The following is a 19050-nucleotide window of genomic DNA, read 5'->3' as shown; positions in this document are numbered from 1 at the left end:
AAAGAATTAATTTTTACTGCTTAAAGCGACGCTTAAACTCGGCCCACACCACATCGTAGTCGCGTTCACGATCGCACTTGTCGAATGGAGCTACATATTCGATGGTACGCTCGACTGGGCCGCCTGGTTGGGTGTCATCCATATAGGTTTTGTAAACCTTGCCGGATTTCAGTTCGCGGATATCTTCCCAGCCCAGTTGCACGCTAGTGTCTGTCAGCGGTTCGGTTTCTGAGCCCAAACCTTGGGCACGATTATCATATACACCGTTTTCAATCGTGGTGGTAAAACCGTTTTTCTTATTGAACTTACGGTCTAAACCTATGCCGACCAAACCTTTTGATGCGGTAAACACAATACGTCCGGTTTGGTCGTACCAAGTATCGGCCTCGTACTGGCGCATCACTGGGAACTGAACACGGTAGATGGTTTTTAACTCTTCCAAGGTCATACCCAATGCCATTGCAACCAGCACATCAATTTCTACCAATGCTTGACGACGAGCGTAATCAGTGCGTAGTGCACAATCACGGTGCCATTTTGGGGTTAAGTTTTGGAAGAAACTGCTTGGAAGACGGGGATCGCTTTTTGCCCAAGTTTCATTTTTAAACTGCGCTTTAAAGCATTCACCCCACAACTCTTGATAAGCTGTTGTCAAAGATACCAAAGCTAAAGCACGAGAATGAATAGCTACTCGATAAATGTCATCAGAGAGCACCGGAAGCTGATTGATCAACGTTGTATTAGCATGCCCCATTCCCGTGCTTTTTACACGAAAATCAACTGGAATAGACAATGTCATACCAAAATAATCCAACAGGTCATCGTGCCGTTTAAATACCGTCCCTAAACATGTATTGATATGGGCAGCCCCCTTGGGAACTATTATAGATATCAGCGTCCTTTCACCTGACTGGCTCAACATCTCCCTATTAACGAAACGATAATAATCCGTCACCGGACGAGGCTCAGGCTTCTCTGCTGGATTAGCACCATTTGCTTGCCAAGCCGCCAAATCAGCCTCATCAATCCAAGGCAACTTCGGTGTTCGGCGCAGATATTCTTCGGCATCACACGCTGGTACATAGTTGGTGCGTGGGAGGTAGTTGTCTGGGATAGTTTGTAAATCAACCGTATCATAATGACCTTTCTCCGTGCAGATCGCTCTAGGTGTTTTGTAAATTGGAGCACCTACATAGAAATGAGGGCCTGACAATACCCACTCTGATGCATCATTAGGGAATTGAGTATCCCTTTTTATAGTTTTATCTTGCTGAGCATAAGTCTCATCAAACATCACTGTTGATGTATAGCTATTGAGTAGGTTGCTTAAACGTTTTGGCTGCTCCGCAAACTTTTCAAGTACTGAAATTAGCTGTGATGAATGTAAAGCAGGCAGACGTGCTTCAAGTGCAGGCGTTCCCTCTGAATCGTAGAGGGACGCAAATAGACTTAGTCTGTTCTCGTCAATTCTTAAGATACGCTCTTTATGGCCAGATTCATCCCAATCACCGTCATCATTTTTAATACCACCAACACTGCCATTCCCGTCATGCTCAAATGATAGTTCAATTGTTTTTGGCAAAAATAAATTTGCTATATTTAAAAACTGGGCCTTATCTTGCTTACATGACTTGAAGATATTCAAGCTATATTTATTACGATGACCAATTGGAAAAAGCATGTGTTGATTTTGGAACTGCGCATGAAGCTTTAACCTAGGATAGATTTCCGATCTTAATTTCCCGCCTTTAGGATCATCATAAACCCCTTCTGGATGTAAAAAACCACACATCGCTCGTCGCCCACCGATTCGCCATGCTTGAGGCAAGAAACATTTGAACAAGTTGGTCTGAATACCTTTCAGCTCTGGATAGTTGACCAAACCATTGAGGAAGTTTTGCGTAGCTGACGCTTCTTCATATTCAGAGAAATAGGCTTGCTCCAACGCAGGCATACGCAACAGCGTTTCTTCACGTAGCGTATTCAACTTGGATGCAGAGAACTTACGGAGCACAAATTGCGGCTCATAGTCACCCATAATGCCACCTTCTTGCCATTCCACTTTCAACCAAGGTGGGTTACCGAGGATCAGATCAAAACCGCCGTTGTCAGTGAAAATGTCAGCAAACTCAAGCTCCCAATGGAAGAATTTATAGCGCGCTGCTAATTCATCTACTTTACGCAAGCGTGGGAACACACCATACAGGAAGTCCTTATTGACTATTCCACCACGGCTGGTTGAAAACAGATCTTGGGTTTGTTGACTGCCTTCAGCGAACATCGCCATTTGGCCTGAACTTTCCTCGGTGACTACAGTTTCTGTCACTGTGTAGCCTTCCAGCACCTGTTCGATTTCACCCAGGTATTCGGCGCGGCTTGGCAGATCATTAGCGTTGTCGATTGGCCAGAACCAAAGTGCACACCAATAGTCCATCACCATTTTTAGTCGTGGGTAAACGGCAGAGCCTTCATGCTGAGATTTTTTCAGCAGTGCATCTTTACTGTGAGTTGAGCTTAACTGCTCTGAGTGTTCAGACTCTGGCCACACTTTTAGGCTATCTGTGACAATGTCACGCTCCTTGCGGCGCTGTACCGTATGCTCTTGCCACAATTCATCGATTTTGCTTGAGATGCGCAGCACTTGGGCTTTTTCATCTGGCGTGAACGATTTGACGAACTCTTTGCGCCAATTAGTGATGGTTTTGATTTCACTCTCTTTGAGCGATTTCACCACTTTATCGCTGTAGTCCGCCATGCCGTTGTCTGGCAGCAGGTAGTGGTACACCTCTTGGTCTTTACGTGAATCACTGTGACCTAAACGTTTTGGCTCTATGTTTAGCCAACTTGGGTCTTTGGCTTTTTTGTAAGCAAGATCGCCGGTTGAGAATACCTGACGGCGCGCACCAATCAGGGAGTTACCGTTATAGAGCTGATAACCAAACCAAGGCACAAACGCTTCATCACTAATGGCATTCAACCACAGTGACACTTCGGCCAGTTCTACCGCAATCGGGTTTAAATCGACGCCGTAGACGTTGTTGTCGGCAATGAACATTTTCACACGTTGCAGTTCACGGGTGTATTGCTCTTGTGGAATGCGTTTGTCTTCAGCAAGCTGTTTCAGTTCAAGGTACTTTTCAGCAAGTTGGTTGATCGCTTCGTTCAAGAACGCTGCGCTGCCCATTGCTGGCTCGCAAACTTTCAAGGTGAGGATCTTGTCTGCTTTTTCACTTGCGCTTTCAAGCGGTTCAATCTGCTCTTTGTACAGCTCTTTCAGTGCGTATTTCACCAAAGATTGTGTGAGTACTTCTGGCGTATAGTAAGAGGCCGATTTTTCGCGGTCGCGCCCTGCCATGCGGTAGATAAAGCTGCCGCGCTGGTGGCATTTCAGTGAACCGTCTTTGTTGAATACTTTTTCACCTTCTTTGTAGTCCGCAAGCTGCTCGGCAGTCACAAAGTAGCCTGTTTCCAGCTCGTTGACTTCTTCGTTTTCTTTCTTCACTTCGTACAAGTCAGTCTTAGCGAAGAAGCCACGGTAAGAAAGCAATGCCTCATACACCGCACCTAACTGGTTAATGCCAAGCTGCGCATAAGAAATTCGGCCACGACGCTTGCTTTTGCCTTTACCTGGACGGCTTAATGACATCAACTCAATAATGCGTTGCAGGGTTTCGTTGCGGAAGATCACTCGGCCTAAATACGGCATGCGTTCATTATCAAACAAGTGACTTTCTAGTTTACGGATGCTGAAGCTATGCACGAGCGACGAGTGGCTGGTTTCCGCAAACAGATCTTCATCGCGCTCGCCCTTCTTGTTGTCACGAGACGAGGTTTTCTTGCCACTGAAGCCGTTCGATACCAGACGGAATAGCATTTGTAAGCTGTCATGAATGTAGTGACCATTGCGAGATTCTTCGGTGGTGAGATCCACCATTTCCAATTCACGCAGTGCTTCAAGGCTGTAGCCTTTCAGATAGGTTTCCGAGTCTGTCGGCGCGTATTGCAGCTCTGGGCGGGCTTCAATGTAGAACAAGAACAGCATGCGGTACATATAGCGCAAACATTCCAAGCTCAACTGATTCGGATCGATATTGCTCTTACCTTCATAGGTGAAGCCCTTTTCAATCAGTTGCTTGGCCGCTTCATCACCCAATAGCTCAATTGATTCACGCAGCGCGTATTTGAGATCTTCAGACACGGCAAAAGCATGTTTGTACGAGCTTTCGTCGAGATTATCCAGCAGGTTTTGACCTTGCTCTGGGCAAATCGAATCTTTGTGCAGCAATGCTGCCGTGGCTTTTAGCGTATCGGCTTCTTTTCGACTAAGAATTTCTTCAATGTCAAAACGCAGCAGGCGGTTTTGCGCCCACTTAGTGCGGTCAAGCAGCAAGCACTGACGGTTACCGAGCAGAAGCACCCAGCGAGGGGGTTCTTGCGCGCTGAATACCTTCTTCGATACCAAATCTTGCCATGTCAGCGGTTCGCCCTGTGCGTTTTGCTTGAGTGCCTTTTGGCTTTCTTCGTTGACCGCTTCTAGCTGGCTTGCCAACAGCGGCAATGAGAGTGGATCAGCATCGTCGCCGGATTTGTCATGTGCTTCCACAATCCACAGTAATGGTTGCCCTTGTGTGTCTTGATAGGCGGATAATACCGGTAGCTCTGCGCCGTCAATCAATACGCTTGTAGGCTTCAGTACGTAGCCGAGCGCTTGCATGATTGGCGTCCAGCGACTGCGCTGGTTTGCCAGACGTTTGCTTTCACCCTTTACTGCTTTGTGCTGGTTTAGCTCACGGAAATACTCACCGGAATAACTGCGTAGCGCATCAAATGGCGTGCGGTAGCCTTTTGCTGGGTTGCCGCCTTTTTCACGATCAGCTCGCTCTGCTTCTCTGGCTTCGTGTTCTTTGTTTTGCCAGCCTTCCAGTACGCCGCGAATATCGCCAACAAAGATCTCACTGAGGTAGTGGTGAGAGTAAAAGTCGTTTTCGTTTGTAATTCCAACCAGTGCCATACTAATAACCCTCAGCGCCTGTTATTACTGCCACCAGCTGAATGTATGGTGTTTTTTCTGTTGTCATGGTGTCTTCAATCCAGTGCAGGTATTCATTGAACACTTGGTCAATTTCCCGTTCGCGTTGCGCTTTACGGTTTTGTACTAAAGTTTCGGCCTGTTTACTCTCACCAAAGTCGAGTTCGAGCTGACGCATTTGCTTACCTCGCAACGCCTCTAGCTTTTCCATTTGCTCGGACAGTTTCTTATCGAGCTCACGTTCAACATCGTCTCGAATGGATTGTAAGTACGGTAACGCTGCATCTATGGCACGACCCAATAATTCCTCTTGGCGTTCGTGACCACGTTCTCCGCCTTTGTTCGATAGCGTACTAATGTGGAAAGGATGCTTTTCAACGAAATCTTCAAAACGTTCGATGCCACTTAACTCGCCATCTTCAAAACTCACCACTAACCATGGGTTAATCACTGGGTGAGATTTGCGGTTTGGGAACAAGCCAGATAAAACAAAGTGATCTTCGTAGCTATCAAATTGTGCTGGCATTCGTAGTACAGGCGCTTGATGACGACCAAAAGCACTCATCATTTTGTCGCCAAGCCACTGTGCTACCGGGTTGATGGGCCATAGATATTGAATTGTCGGCCATGCGGTTTGTTCACCACGGCAGCGCACAATTTCGTGGTTGATGACGTTCAAATCATTACTTAAACGTAGGGTGTATTTATTTTCTTCCGTGGGCTGAATTTCAGGCGGCAGGAATTTGAAACGCTGGCGCAAATCTTTAGGCGCAAACAGCGATAACACACCTGTGCTATCGATCTCTGAGATGATGTTCTGACCTTGATGTTTAAGGTACTTCAATGCCTGTTGGCAGTACTCTAGGTCGTCACTGAAAAGACTGACCATCTCTTTCGCTTCTGATTGGTCTTCACTGATTGGAGACTCGTCAAAGAAACCGGCAAAAATATCGTCTTCATCGCTCTCGATATTTGAGTCATAGAAGTTCTCAAGGTATGCCGCTGCATCGAAGTCGTTTTCTTCGCTAAACATGACGTTTTCGACTTGGGCTTCTTCTTCTTCCTGCGAGTAAGAGCGGGTGAATTCTGAGCTGTCGCCGATGTTCTTCTGTGCCTGATCGTCTTTTTCAATCAGCACCTCCAGCACGCGCATATCACCGCGGATACGCTCGTTGTCACTTCGGGTAAGCAAGTAGCGGATCTGTGGTTGATGGGTTTGACCATAACGATCAATACGACCATTACGCTGTTGGAATACCATCAATGACCATGGCACATCGAAGTGAACCATTTTGTGGCTGAGGTGATGCAAGTTGATACCTTCCGACGCCACATCGGAACAGACCAACAAACGCAGTTTTGAGCTTTCTTTACCAAAGTCTTCGACCACTTGCATGATGTCAGTATCTGACATGCCACCATGAAGTTGAGCAATAGCCGCCTCACCTAGCTTTAGGTCTTCTTTCAGGTTTTGATAGAGGAAATCGAGTGTTTTCAAACTTTCAGTAAAGATGACCAGACGATCATCACCTTGGGTTTTCTTCCACTTCAGGTCTTTTATCACGGTGTCCAGCAAAGACTGGTACTTGCTGAAGCTTTGCTTGGTAACGTTTTTCAATGCCGCAGCGAGAGATTCCAACTCGCTGATGTCGTCGTAGAAATCTGGGTCGTTTTTCCTTTCCAGATTTTTAATGCGATTCTCTACTGTCGATAAGCAAGCCATTGGGCTAGAAAACAGTGCTTTTTCAAGTGTGACTTTAAAGAGGCGACTGCTCTTGCGGCCACTGTCCATACTTTTAAGCGATGCTGCGACAAGACGACGATAGACCTCTTCTTCTTCAAGGCTTGCCTTGGAATAGATTGACTGAATGTTGCGCTCAGGAAACTCGCCTTTCATCTGATCTTTGACGTCTTTCTTGAAACGACGAACGATCAGGTTTTTGTCTTTGAAGTCGTCATAGCTGTACTCGCTTGGGTTCGCGATTGCCGTTGCGTCCAGCATGTTCATTAAGCTGGCGAAGCTCTCTGGCTTACCGTCGTGCGGTGTTGCTGACAGCATCACTAAGCTATCACTTCGGCGGGAAAGCAGTTTAGCGAGTTTGCTGCGCTGAGAATGGGAGCCACGCTCTGCGACGTTGTGCGCTTCATCGATAACGATGATGTCCCAATAAGCCTGTTCAAGATAGTGACGGTATTCCACGTCTTGCTTGAGCGTATCAATAGAAATGATCGCCTTGTCATAGTAGTGGAATGGGTTGTGGTTGGTTGGGATGCGATTACGCACCTTCTGCAAGCCAGTTGAATCCAAACGCGTCAACGGAATGGAGAAACGGCTCCAAAACTCTTTCTGAAACTGGGTCAGCATGGATTTCACTGCCAGAACCAGGATACGCTTGCCCTTACCTCGACGGATAAGTTCAGACACCAGAATACCGGCTTCCAGCGTTTTACCTAAACCTACTGAGTCTGCAATTAAAATGCGGTGACGAGGTTGCTGCAGAACCATTTTTGTTGGGTCTAATTGGAATGGCAGTGGATCCATCGCCGCTTTGTGGCCCATGTGCACTTTTTCATCGGTCGGAACACGGCTGCGCAACATGCTTTCGATGTAGAGCTTAGACGCACTATAGCCCGGTGACTCATCTTCCATGAGCTTGGTATTTTTCGGGTCAAGGATTTCAACCTCGCCTTCTAGAGACGTAAGAAAGCGTCCTTCTTTCCCGCGGACTAACTCTGAAATACCTTCACAAGTAATAAGGTGGCCGCCATCTGAACTGTGGTCGACTTTTTGAATAACCCATTCCGCATCACGAATGACAATCCGCATTCCTGGCGCATAGTGCGTGTTAGTTTGTGACATGTTGTTCTCTGCTCAGCTAAACCGATGAACTCGATAGTTAGCTGCATATAGTAGGGAAGTTTGGGCAGGGCCTCCATGACGAAAACCCTGCTTTGTATCTATGTGATGAATTTACGTTCAGTTTTCGCGTTATTTAAAACCAACAATCATGTAGCTTGACATGCTGTCTGGTGCTACAAGGTCGTATTTCATCGCTGCTAGCTTTTCAGCCTGTCGCTCTTCTTCTTCATAGAAGTCAAAATTGTTGTAGCCATCCACTCGCCAGAAGCCAAGACCATAATCAAAAATGATGTAAGCGACTGTCCCATCCTCAAATTCAATTTCCAGCTCTCGGCCGTGGTCTACTTCACCGTGATGCCCTGCGAAGAAGCTGATCTCTCCCTCCCAGCTCTGTCCTAAATACCCTTCGTCTAAGAGAATACGGAGTACATTCTCCCTAGTGACGTTGTCACTCCAATCCTGAAAGACTCTCTGGGAGTAACCATCATGGCCTTCAAGGCTGTTCGCTGAAACCAAAAGTTTTGCATTCGCACAGTCGCCATACTCATTGATTTTAGTGAGCATCTCACCAAGCAGTCGCACTGTCGCAGGGCTCTTCAGGAAGCGGTCGTTATAAGTCACTCTTCGAATTTTTGCCAAGCTTTTAACTTTCTCAACGAACGCTGGATTGTTCTCTGACAGCGAAGACCATAAAGTTTCACCAAAGCTATCAATTGGGCCATCGAATTCTGTCGAAAACGTAATGCGGACGTCTGTTGCAGGGTTTGCCGGTTGCAGCAGCTCTAGTTGCACGGATGTGCCAACATTCGCGAGCGCACATTCAATTTGTTTTGCAGATACGGTCACGCCTTCCGACAACTGCCCCCAACCCTCAGACAAAGAAGTATTGACGCCTGACTCTGCTGCCCACTCGGTAAATTCCGAACCTTTGTCCAACCAGGCAATACGTTTGCCTCGATTAGCTTCCAGATATTTGGTATCGATGACTCGAATATCCACCACTTTTCGAGGAAGTTGCTGCAAGCCAGCAAGCTGTGATTTCACCGACTTATCTAGGCTATCAAGGTCATTCTGCGTCAACATTAATTGGACATTGCCATTGTTGTTAGCCGCATAACGAATGATATCTTCAAACAGCGGCCAGCGGTCCAATTGCCACTCGTCTGTATTCCCAGAGAGTAGAATGCCACAACGCAATACAGTGCCTTTTGACAACTCAAGTCTCAGCCTGTCGACCATTGATAGCGTCTCAAATACACTGTTTTCGCCGAGGTACTTTAAGTGGTCACTCAGTTCCAAGCGATTGACCATTTCCGCACTCACCCAACGCATCGCACCATTGTTGTCAAGCTTGTCAATGAAGAACTGGGTGTCATAGCTTAGCAAGCAGTTGTGACACGCCTTATCACACTTACAACGAAGCACATCTCTTGCTTTTTCAAATACGGCTTTCCAGCAATCCACGAGCTGAACTGCGTAACCCGCTCCACCTGCTGATTTGTCGAAGATAAACAGCGAGTACGTAAATTCACCACTCTCATCTTGTGCCTGCTGAACAGAAAGCCCCAGCTCTGAGGTTTCAATACCTAGATGGCGAGCTAAGCCTTCGCGCATCGCAACCACTAATGACCATGCCTCAGAGTCACTGCTCAAGGAAATACCATCGATATCTTTTAGCTGGATCTCGATAACATCAGTTTGCGCGCTGTAACCAAGTTGCAAGTCGGTAATGACACTGCCATGGCATAACTTCGCTTCTCGGCCATCTCCATCGTTCGTGGATTTGCCCCCGCGTAAACGATAGTGCGTGTTTTGAAGCTCAGGATTTACCAAAGTACGGGATTTTCTTCCCTCTTGAGACTGTGAATCAGTACGACCGCAGCTGAGGCAAACGGAATAACCTAGATCAAACTCGCCATTTGAGTAATGGTAAATTTCACCTTTGTTGCTGAAACGGTAGCGTCCCATTTTCGGGTCTGGAAGTGGTAACCACTGCGAAACCGGCAACAAAACTCGAGGTTGCTTAAATGGCATCTGCTTCGGTTGATTCACATCGTTATGGGTCTGATAGCGAATGTCTGTTGCAAAGCCAATGGGTTGTAAGTAACGGTTGATATCATCTTTCTTAAGCTTTTCACCGCAGTGCGTGCACGCTCTAGGCATTGTTTGCTGAGTCGCCCCTGCACCACACGAAGAACAGTGCCAGAAGAACGGCAAATGTTGGGAATCGCCTGTTAGCTCCTGCCCGCTTGCCAAAACCTTGCCTAGCATCACACCAGCACTTCGGTATACCTTGCCGCCCAGTACTACATCCGCACCTGGTGCATATTCTCTCAAGGCAGTCGGCAGATCTCGGCTTGGCATTGAAGCAAAACTGCGCGAACTCTTGCGTTCTTTCTCTGGTGCTGCAATCGATTTAGTATCAGCTTCAGCGATCTTTTTGAAGTTTAGATCTTCGATCGTTTGATAGTTAAAACTCACCACGCCCACAGGGAAACCATGGCCAGGCAAAAATGCCTTTGTCGCTAACGATGAGAACAAGTACTCCCCACGAAAATCGCGTAGCTGGAACAGCACGGCCTTTCCTGCTGGCGAGTTTTGCCAGTTCTTATCATCTTTTTTGAGTAGCTCGATGTTATCCAGCATGATCTGAAGCTGCTCTAACCAGCGCTCCTGAACGAACTCGATTGACTCAATGACTTTTGAGATAAGCATTTTTACAGGAAGATGTGCGAGCGCAGTTCCTTTAGCAATGCGTTCGGCACCTTTGGCCCAATCGCTCTTATTCCCTTCTTGAGAGAGGTCTTTTAACCAAAGTACAAACTTCTCACAATGGCTTACGTCACCCTCGAAGAACCACTCACAGTTAAGTTTTGTGGCATCGTTGGATTTTTGGTGAAGAAAACTGCCCAGTGCAAACGCATTGATATGACGCTGTGCAATGGCTTCACTCTCTAAACGTACCTGTGGTGGCTGACACGAGACAACAAACGGCCAAAGCGTGTTTTCGAACACTTCCATACCATGGGCGGTGTTTTTGCATAGTGTTACCGCTGCAGCAGCAGTTTCTCCACGACGACCGGCTCGACCAGCACGCTGTAGGTAGTTTGCTGGCGCAGGTGGCACATTGTTCATCGCAACAAGTGACATGCCACCGATGTCTACACCCATTTCCATGGTGGTAGAACAGTTAAGAACATTGACTTTGCCATCTTTAAACAAGGCTTCGTTGGATTTGTTAACCTCAGAGCTTTGTTGCGCGGAGTGCTCTTCCAGTCTGAACCAAGACTCCTTCGCCGCAATTCTGTCACTTCGGTTAGGCCACATGTTTTGTTCACGTGCTTCTAAAACCACAGGATTGCTTTCCAACCACGCTAATCGTTCGGACTTAGGAATGGTTGAATCGTCGTCATTTTTCCAATGTCTTTTTGGAATTGCAGGCATCTCAACTTGCGTTGCTTTAAAAAGATCTCGGATATCTTTATTTGGCAAGTACGGAGAATAACCACACAGCGTCACATCCAGTGCTTTTCGGGTATAAGGACAGATCCATACCTTTTTCGGTGCAGCAAAAACCACTTGTTCTTTCAGGTTCAGCTGATAACCGGACTCAAGCTCATGAAGCATAGGCTTGATAGCGTCCCACGCTTTGGACATCAATTCATTCACCGTATCGCGCCAAAATACGTCTTCTCCAATGATCTTTGGAAACGCCGCTATAAGTAGTTTGATGATCCGGTTGTAGCTCATTTTTCTGAATTTCGGCCATAGCAAATCACGACGCTGCTCTGCGACGTCAACGGCTGGACCTCGAATAATTTTTCTCGGGAAGCGAGCACCCATCCAACGCTGGTAGTGTTCGTTGTCGAAGAACACAGCACTGTTTTCACGAAGATAGAAATCGAGAATAATCTTTAAGAAGTTACGCCATTCCCCCACTTGAACATCAGGTTCAATGATCAGTTGTTTCCACTCATCTGGAACACTGATGATCTTTTCAAGTGCAGGATATTGAACCGATACCAAGCCTAAGCTTTCCAGTGACCAGGCTTTTTTAGGACGACGACCAAACTCTGTGTACAGGCAAAAATCCGCATATTGCTCTTTATCTAGGTCAAGACCTGATAGCTTGTTCAAGCGACCGCGCATTGTGTCAAAATCGGCGCGGCTATTGGCTAATTGTTGTGCCATTGCTTTCCACGGCAACATCAGCCCTGATGCTTTAGCTGTGCCTTTTAAAGCCTGTTGAAACGGCTCTAGGTACTCTGTTTTACCCCACATCGGCAACATTGATGGGAGCGATTCAAGCATCGTTCGCTCATTAGCAGGTACTTCTTCCCCATTGAGAAACTTCCTAATCACTGAGGCAATCATTGCTGTCATAGGCTGACTATCAAGTTCTTTGCAAAGCGGCTCAAGCTCGGAGATAAAGTTGTTACCATCCCCACTTGCAGATGGATCCGTCAGCTCATGATAAGTAAGCGTTCGAAGCGTATTTCGATCAGCATCTTGTTGTAGTCGCGCTGAAATTCGAGCAGTACCTTGACGAGAGTCTGTAAAAGTCAGAAGACGTTTACCCTTGCTTGGCCCCATACGTTGTTCTTTCTCTTCAGGAGCGGGAGAAAAATCCAGCATGGTAGGGATCATGTCACCTAAGAAGAAAGGGGCGCCAAGTCGGGCATATCGAAATAATCCGCCGTTCTTGGTTTCTTTTTCTCCACAACATCCACAGCGGAAATGGCTGCGAGTGTCTCCATCGTCGACTGATTGGATCGGTCGCAGCAAACCAATGTTTGTTGCACTTCCGTCCTTCGGGGACAGCAGACCAAAATTCGCGCTTTCAACACCTAGCTTGAAAGAGTCACCTCCTTCACCAATCATGCGCTCAAAGCCGCTGCCGCCAATTTCGTCATCGGCTTCGGATTCAGGCTGTTCGATATCAAGTACAAATTCATCTTCATCGAAATCCAAGACGCGAGGACGAATGTATGTATAGCCTTGATGTACCTTTTCTTCACACGCCAAATAAGACGTACCACAACCCTGACAGCTCACTAACTCAAATACGGGCGCACCACAGTCACATTGGTTTTTTAAGTCTGTGTAGACTTTCCCGAAGTGCCAATCTGTCGAGTTAAGCGTCTCATGCTTGTGCGAGCAATCCGAGTTGCTACAGGCCCAAAGCCCAGCAGTCGTTCGAAGATACGCATGCATACGAAGTGGCGTGAAGGCTTCCTCCTGCATCGCAAACGTCATGAGATCGAGAACTGACAAGACCTGCTGTTTGGTAATCAATGGCTCAATTGATTTTGCCACTCGATGCAATGTCGACAGTTGATAAGCCGGCATCGGCGTAAGTTGAAATTGCTCTAGTACCTTAGGCTCATTCGAGAATAGCTGACGCAATAGCCTAGTTAATGCGTAGGTACCCAACAGGGAGTAAAGTTCTTCTCTCGGAAGAGATTTGAAACGTTCAATCTCGCCGAATGGAAAATCAAGTTTGGCAACATCAATGGAAGGAAGTTTCGGAATGTCTCTATAACCCCTAACAATCTTCACTTTGTTATCAATTTCAGCCTCTTCAACGCCTGCTAATGCAGCTAAATACTTGGCAAGCGTTTTATTACCTTCGGGCGTGTCCTCTCCAATAGTTGCTGACGTTGCGATAAGCTGTACAGGAAAGTCTGTTCCTGGGCCTACACCGTAAGCTTGCATGACGCGGCGTAAAAGCAATGCCAGCTCTGCAGCTTGTGAACCAACATAGGTATGAGCCTCATCCAAAACGATGTATTTCAACATACCTTTTGATTGTTCAATCAATGGTTCATCTTCTTTACGGACCAGCATGTACTCCAGCATGGTGGCGTTCGTAACTAGAATTGAAGGCGGGTAATCCCACAACTCTTCCCTGCTAAGTACCTGTTCCGGATGATCCAGTTGTTTATCTTTCACTTTAGAGCGATAACGCTCTGTTTCGCCGTTAAACAAAGCAAAGCGAATATCACCATTGAAGTCTTTCGTCCACTTAGACAAACGCTCTTGCTGGCTGTTAATCAGGGCGTTAAGTGGGTACAAAAATAAAGCCTGAGTTCCGACCAGTTTGCTTTTACGCGTTTTTTGTTGGCGGACTAAATCTTCGAGAATTGGCACCATAAAACACTCGGTCTTGCCTGAACCCGTGCCGCTGCTGACTAGTGTCGACTTGCCCTCGTCCAGAATTGAATGCCAGGCGGTGAGCTGATGTTTAAAAGGTGCATCAATGCCTTTAAGCACTTCAACAAGGTGATCTGACAAAAGCCCGCCTTTCAGCGAAAGCATGGTTTCATCAGATTGCTGCCAAGGGAACATTGCTTCAAATACGGGATCAGCCATCAAGGCCCCTTCGGATCCAGGTGCCGATGACAGGGCGCTGCGAAGAAATGATGTTAACGCTTTACTTTTAAAAGCGTATTGGCTGACGACTGAACGCTCCGAACGTTTTTGTAGTTGTTCTAGTAGTGGAGCAAATTCTAGGTGTCTTTTCTGCGTCATTTATTTCACCAAGTTGTTTTGGAAATAGTTAAAAATTGGGCCAAAGTGCTCTGGTGCCTGTTGGTACGCTAAATCGAGCAATGGTTGAAGTTTTGCTAGCTGATTTGCTTTCTCCGCATCTAGCAACGTGAGTGCGGCCCATAGCATCACGTGATTCACTAAATTTTCCACTTCAATAGAATACTGTCGATTAAACCAACAACTTTTTACCGCTTTAGCGAGATCTGGATTAGAAGCCAAAGCACCGAAGTACATATCTTTGGTAAAGCCATCTATTCGGGCAAGATTGTCCACGAGTCGGATGAGATCCTGAATCGCATTGTGTACCTGAATATCTGTCGCGTTGCTCGCCAACTCAATGGGTTGACCGATAGTATTAGCCAAATATTCAAGAACGATATTTGCACCGCTACGAATACGCCAATCCCTTTGTGCGAGCGTTCTCAGAGGTAACTGCATCATTGCAAGCATTGGTACGCCAAAGCTGTGTTCGTTTTGGGTATCGAGAACAAGCTTCTCAATTGCAGCACGCCAGTCCTGCAGAGGTATACCACCCCACGTGAACCCAAGTTGGTTTTCTAAATTCCAGATTTGCTCATAGCTTCCTGTGAAAGAAGAGAGAAGCAGCAAATTAAGAAGGTGCTTATTATCTCGTTTCAATTCCTGAAGGATTGAAATGTTCTGTCCATCAAAGCTCTCTAATGAAGCCAGTGTGTTCAAAAGTTCATACCAAGCGTTCGAAGCAAATGAGCTTAGTTCTTGATCAACAAATGCTTTCGCGGCTTCTTTGTTATAGAGCGATTGGGACAGAAACGTGGGTTGTTCTACTGTGGTATTAAAGTTGTTAGCAATGATCTGGTTGGATACTATCGCCCCGTCTTTCTTACAATAAATCAGCCATGCTCCCTGTTTCCCAACCAAGTTGTGGAGGCTGATAAAGCCATTTTCTTCGATATTAAGCGCTAAAGGCTCAGCGTTCGGAGATGCCAAATTGCTGGCAAACGCAAAAACATCCTCGCTCAGGTTTTCAATTGATTCAGTCGTTAAGCAAATCCCACTTTCCAGTGAAGTCAGAAGCATGGGATATCGCCCCACGGTTATCACGCTTTCTCTGGTTCCAGCAGAAAAAGCACGCAACGAGATTGACTCTGTTGCGCTAGATGAAGCAAGTAAGCTTTGAATCGGACGCTGCATTGCGGCAAGAGAAAGCTCTTTTGTCCCCTCAGTGCCTTTCGCAATCATCGGAAACTTAATTTTTAGTAGGTTTGAGTTCGTTTGAGGATTTACCAAGTTAGTGGCTTTTTTTTCCGCTTCTACCCAGTACTTTTCATCATCACCATCAATTTGAACGCCTTCAGCTCTCATGCCGAAGAGTTGACCAATTGAAATAAGGCGACTTACTTGTTTACCCAGCCCCGTAAATCGGCTTCCCTTTGCTGGGAATGGAATGATAAGCTCAGCTGGCTCTGCATCTGGCCAAGTGATTTTCAGCTTTAAAGGCTGTTTATATAGAGATTTTGAAACCACAGAAAGATGAGATTCACCTTCAACACGGATACTCTCTGTTTCGTAAAACTCACCTTCATTGAGATCATCAACAGTCGCCGCATCAAATCCATAGAACTTAACTACGCCAGAACTTTCACTCCTTGGAACCAAGGTAATACTAGCGTCCTTTGGTAATACAATGCATTTAGAGCTGTAATTAACAACACCATCAACAATTTGACGGATTTCGACTTTGCCCAATGGTTTACGATCTGCATAGGAGAACCATTCTGGCTGTCCTGGTCGCAGCCGTCTCCATACCATCGCGTTAGTATCTAACCTCTTATAGTCCGTACCCCTGATTTGGTATACGACAGGCTCTCCAGTGAAAATTGGATATTTGCTTGTGACGTTCTTGAATGCTGTCCGTCCAAATACATAATGAGGTACGTCATCTTCAACCTGACCAGTTTTGATGTTGCATCGAACACCATCTTCCAGAGTGACAACATAGTCCCCCCTAACTGGCGTTAAGTACCTACTACAGCTGTCTATGATTTCAGGGATCCCAAAGTCACCGTCACTATCAAGCGTAATAAAGCTATTAGAAAGCGGGATTGCCAAATATACGACTGGTGACTTTGCAGAGAGGCTTCCACTACCCAATAGACGTAACCTTGTCATATCTTCATTGAGAGGCTCTAGTATCCAAGGAAGCTCATCTGACAGAGCTTCACCACCGACAGGTACATAGCTGCCTAGTTGAGCCCCTCCATCATATAGCTGAAAAGAAAATTCACTCAATGCACTTTGACCACTGATAATGTCATTGGCAGCTGCGTACTTTTCGATATTCCACATCTCATCATCATTTTTGGACAGCAAAGCGAGTGTTTTGGCTTCTCCGTCAAAAACGCAGCTGATAACTAATCGGCTAGCAGTGGTATTCGAACAAAGATTAAAATGATTCTCTAGTACCTTGCTTTTGACTTGCAAAGGCAACTTGAATGCTGTTTCACAAAACCATGTGTCCTCTTCTTTAACCCACTCGCGTTGTACTTTGATCGTGGTGCGGACACTAGACGACGCAGACGTGTCATTTGCAAAGACTGCTTTTGCTAATTCTTCAGCCTCTTTTTCTGAGAGGACAACTGGAAGCTGCTTGTACCACTGCGAATTACTGTCCTTAATTTTCGCGACAATATTCGTGCGATAAGCATCTGCTTCTGTTGCTTGTTGATGTAATACCGAGCAAAACTCGCCAGCAAGATTGAAAACAACATCGTTACGAAGTGAGGTTGGCAGATATTCGTCGTAACTAGAGGCAAGCTCATATCCGTCCACGCTCTTCTGAGTAGATTGGCGAAAAGCGTTCAAAACCTTTCTGAAGTAATTAACCAATGCTCCGTCATTTGCAGAAATCATTTTGAGTGGAAGGCCACCTTCCAGCACCAGAGTCAACAAATACGCGGGTTTGTTTCCTTTAGTCCGAAGTGGTCTTCTCCAAAACTTAAGGCCTTTTTCCGTTAGGTAGGTCAGTGTTGAATTCGTCAATGATGGCCAATCGAGAGCTTCCGTTATATCCGACCATTTAACATGGCCAGTTGTGTGGTTCCGACGCACCCACTCTGCACTGTAAAGACAGAATGCTTCATGAACATACATTGGTGCCCGCTTACCATACTTCATGAACCTGCTCTGTGCTTTGAGTAGTGCCTCAAGTTTTTCATATTGGGCATCATTGCAGCGATAGCGGTATAGCGGCACTCCACTTGGCAGGGAATGGCCGTTAATTTGAAAAACTTCACGTAACGTTGAATACAATGGGCTTGGAACCATTACCTAACCGAACCTTTTAAAATTGTTTACTTTAAGACACTTAAACTTGACTGAAACCTCTGGCCAATCCGCCTTGAAAAAGTCTCAGCAATCACGTAAATCTACTTGGAATGAAAGTGCGATTGGAAATCGTAAGCTTGTAAGAAAGAGATTCTTGGACAAGCAATTTTTGTTACGTCGTGTTTTAATTTCATTGTGGCAGGGTTAGCTCTTCATTTTATGGCTTTTCTACCATGGTTATGTGATCTTAACGTTGATCTATACGAAATTTCAGACAGATAAATTGCAGCAATTTGCGAGCTGCAGTTTATCTGCTCTTTAATCCACGCTTTATCTCGTCTTATGCAGCTTCAAGCCTCGAGATAATCGCTTCTAACGGCAGATCTTTTTCTTTGATCATGGCGACAACAGCTGCGACATCTTCGTCACGGTTGAGTGCCACCGCTTGGTTGATGTCGTCAATCAACGTCAAAGCCTGTGTTTTGGTCAGTTTTCGTAGCAAAGACACGCGGTTTGCTGTTGACATGCCCATGAGTTCCGTTGCTGAGTCTTTCTCAGTAGAGCAAACTTTTACGACTTCTGGTTGAACCTTTCTCTCTGGCTCAGCGTCTTGACGCTCTGCTTCAATGACCTCCGAAGTAACAAGTGTCGACGGCAAAGGTTGAGCGGTTTCTGTCATCAACTCTGTATTGGCTGCCGTGAGTAAGTATTTGTCTTTTTTCGCCAGTAAATCCGCGTAATACGCCATGGTTGGCATCATAAAGTTCAGGTGTTTAAGAATCCTGGCCTCAATCTCACGCATTTCTTTGGGTTTGATATAGCTCCCCTGCTTTCGGGCTTGCAGCGCAAACTTGATGGCATGTTTGGTAGCTTCCATCCGGAAATCAGTCACTTGAGAGACATTTTTTGCCGCCAACACGTTCGATTCTTCCTGTGTTTTCATCACATCCAGACGCGTTCTGAGCGATTTGACACAGGATTGAATCAGCTTGTCATGGCATTGGCGCTGAACGACAGCAGGAAGATGTATTGGCTTTTTCTCTTCTTCGACGGGGGCTAAGGATGCTTTTACTTCTCGCTTCACTTCCGCCATGAAGTTGTTGATGGACTTGCAATCCGACGGCGTTGAACCGGTATACAGCGGCTTTGGAACGCCATCTATCAATACTTTTAGGTGGTTGGTTTGCGTTCGTTCATAGGAAAAAGGTGTTTCAGAACCCAGGAAGTCGCTTAAAAATTTAATTACTCGTTTCTGATATTTGCTGTAATTGACTTGCTTACACATAACCGCTCCTAACGTGGC

The 19050-nt window shown here is 46.1% G+C and carries 5 protein-coding genes; all 5 read right to left on the bottom strand.

All coding sequences use genetic code 11. The features are described from left to right. Positions 1–13: 13 nt before the first annotated feature. The 5 genes from LRP50_RS08435 to LRP50_RS08415 all read right to left on the bottom strand — a co-directional run bounded on the left by LRP50_RS08435 (position 14) and on the right by LRP50_RS08415 (position 19032). Entirely contained in the window at positions 14–5011 is a 4998-nt protein-coding gene (locus tag LRP50_RS08435) for an Eco57I restriction-modification methylase domain-containing protein (protein WP_274164015.1), read from the bottom strand. Position 5012: 1 nt separating this feature from the next. Continuing rightward, entirely contained in the window at positions 5013–7889 is a 2877-nt protein-coding gene (locus LRP50_RS08430) for a DEAD/DEAH box helicase (protein ID WP_274164014.1), read from the bottom strand. 129 nt (positions 7890–8018) lie between these two features. Continuing rightward, a complete protein-coding gene (locus LRP50_RS08425; protein ID WP_274164013.1) occupies positions 8019–14420 on the bottom strand; it encodes a DEAD/DEAH box helicase in 6402 nt (2133 codons plus the stop codon). Beyond that, complete coding sequence (locus LRP50_RS08420) at positions 14421–17747, bottom strand: STY4851/ECs_5259 family protein (protein ID WP_274164012.1); 3327 nt, start codon at positions 17745–17747, stop codon at positions 14421–14423. A 340-nt stretch (positions 17748–18087) separates the two neighbouring features. After that, positions 18088–19032 carry a hypothetical protein gene (locus tag LRP50_RS08415; RefSeq protein ID WP_274164011.1) on the bottom strand — a complete coding sequence of 315 codons (945 nt, stop codon included), beginning with the start codon at positions 19030–19032 and terminating at the stop codon, positions 18088–18090. Positions 19033–19050: the final 18 nt, after the last annotated feature.

This window comes from Enterovibrio gelatinilyticus (assembly GCF_028683095.1).
GTDB classification, from domain to species: Bacteria; Pseudomonadota; Gammaproteobacteria; order Enterobacterales; family Vibrionaceae; genus Enterovibrio; species Enterovibrio gelatinilyticus.
The sequence above is the reverse complement of the archived record's forward strand: the minus strand, read 5'-3'. Positions and strand labels throughout refer to the sequence as shown.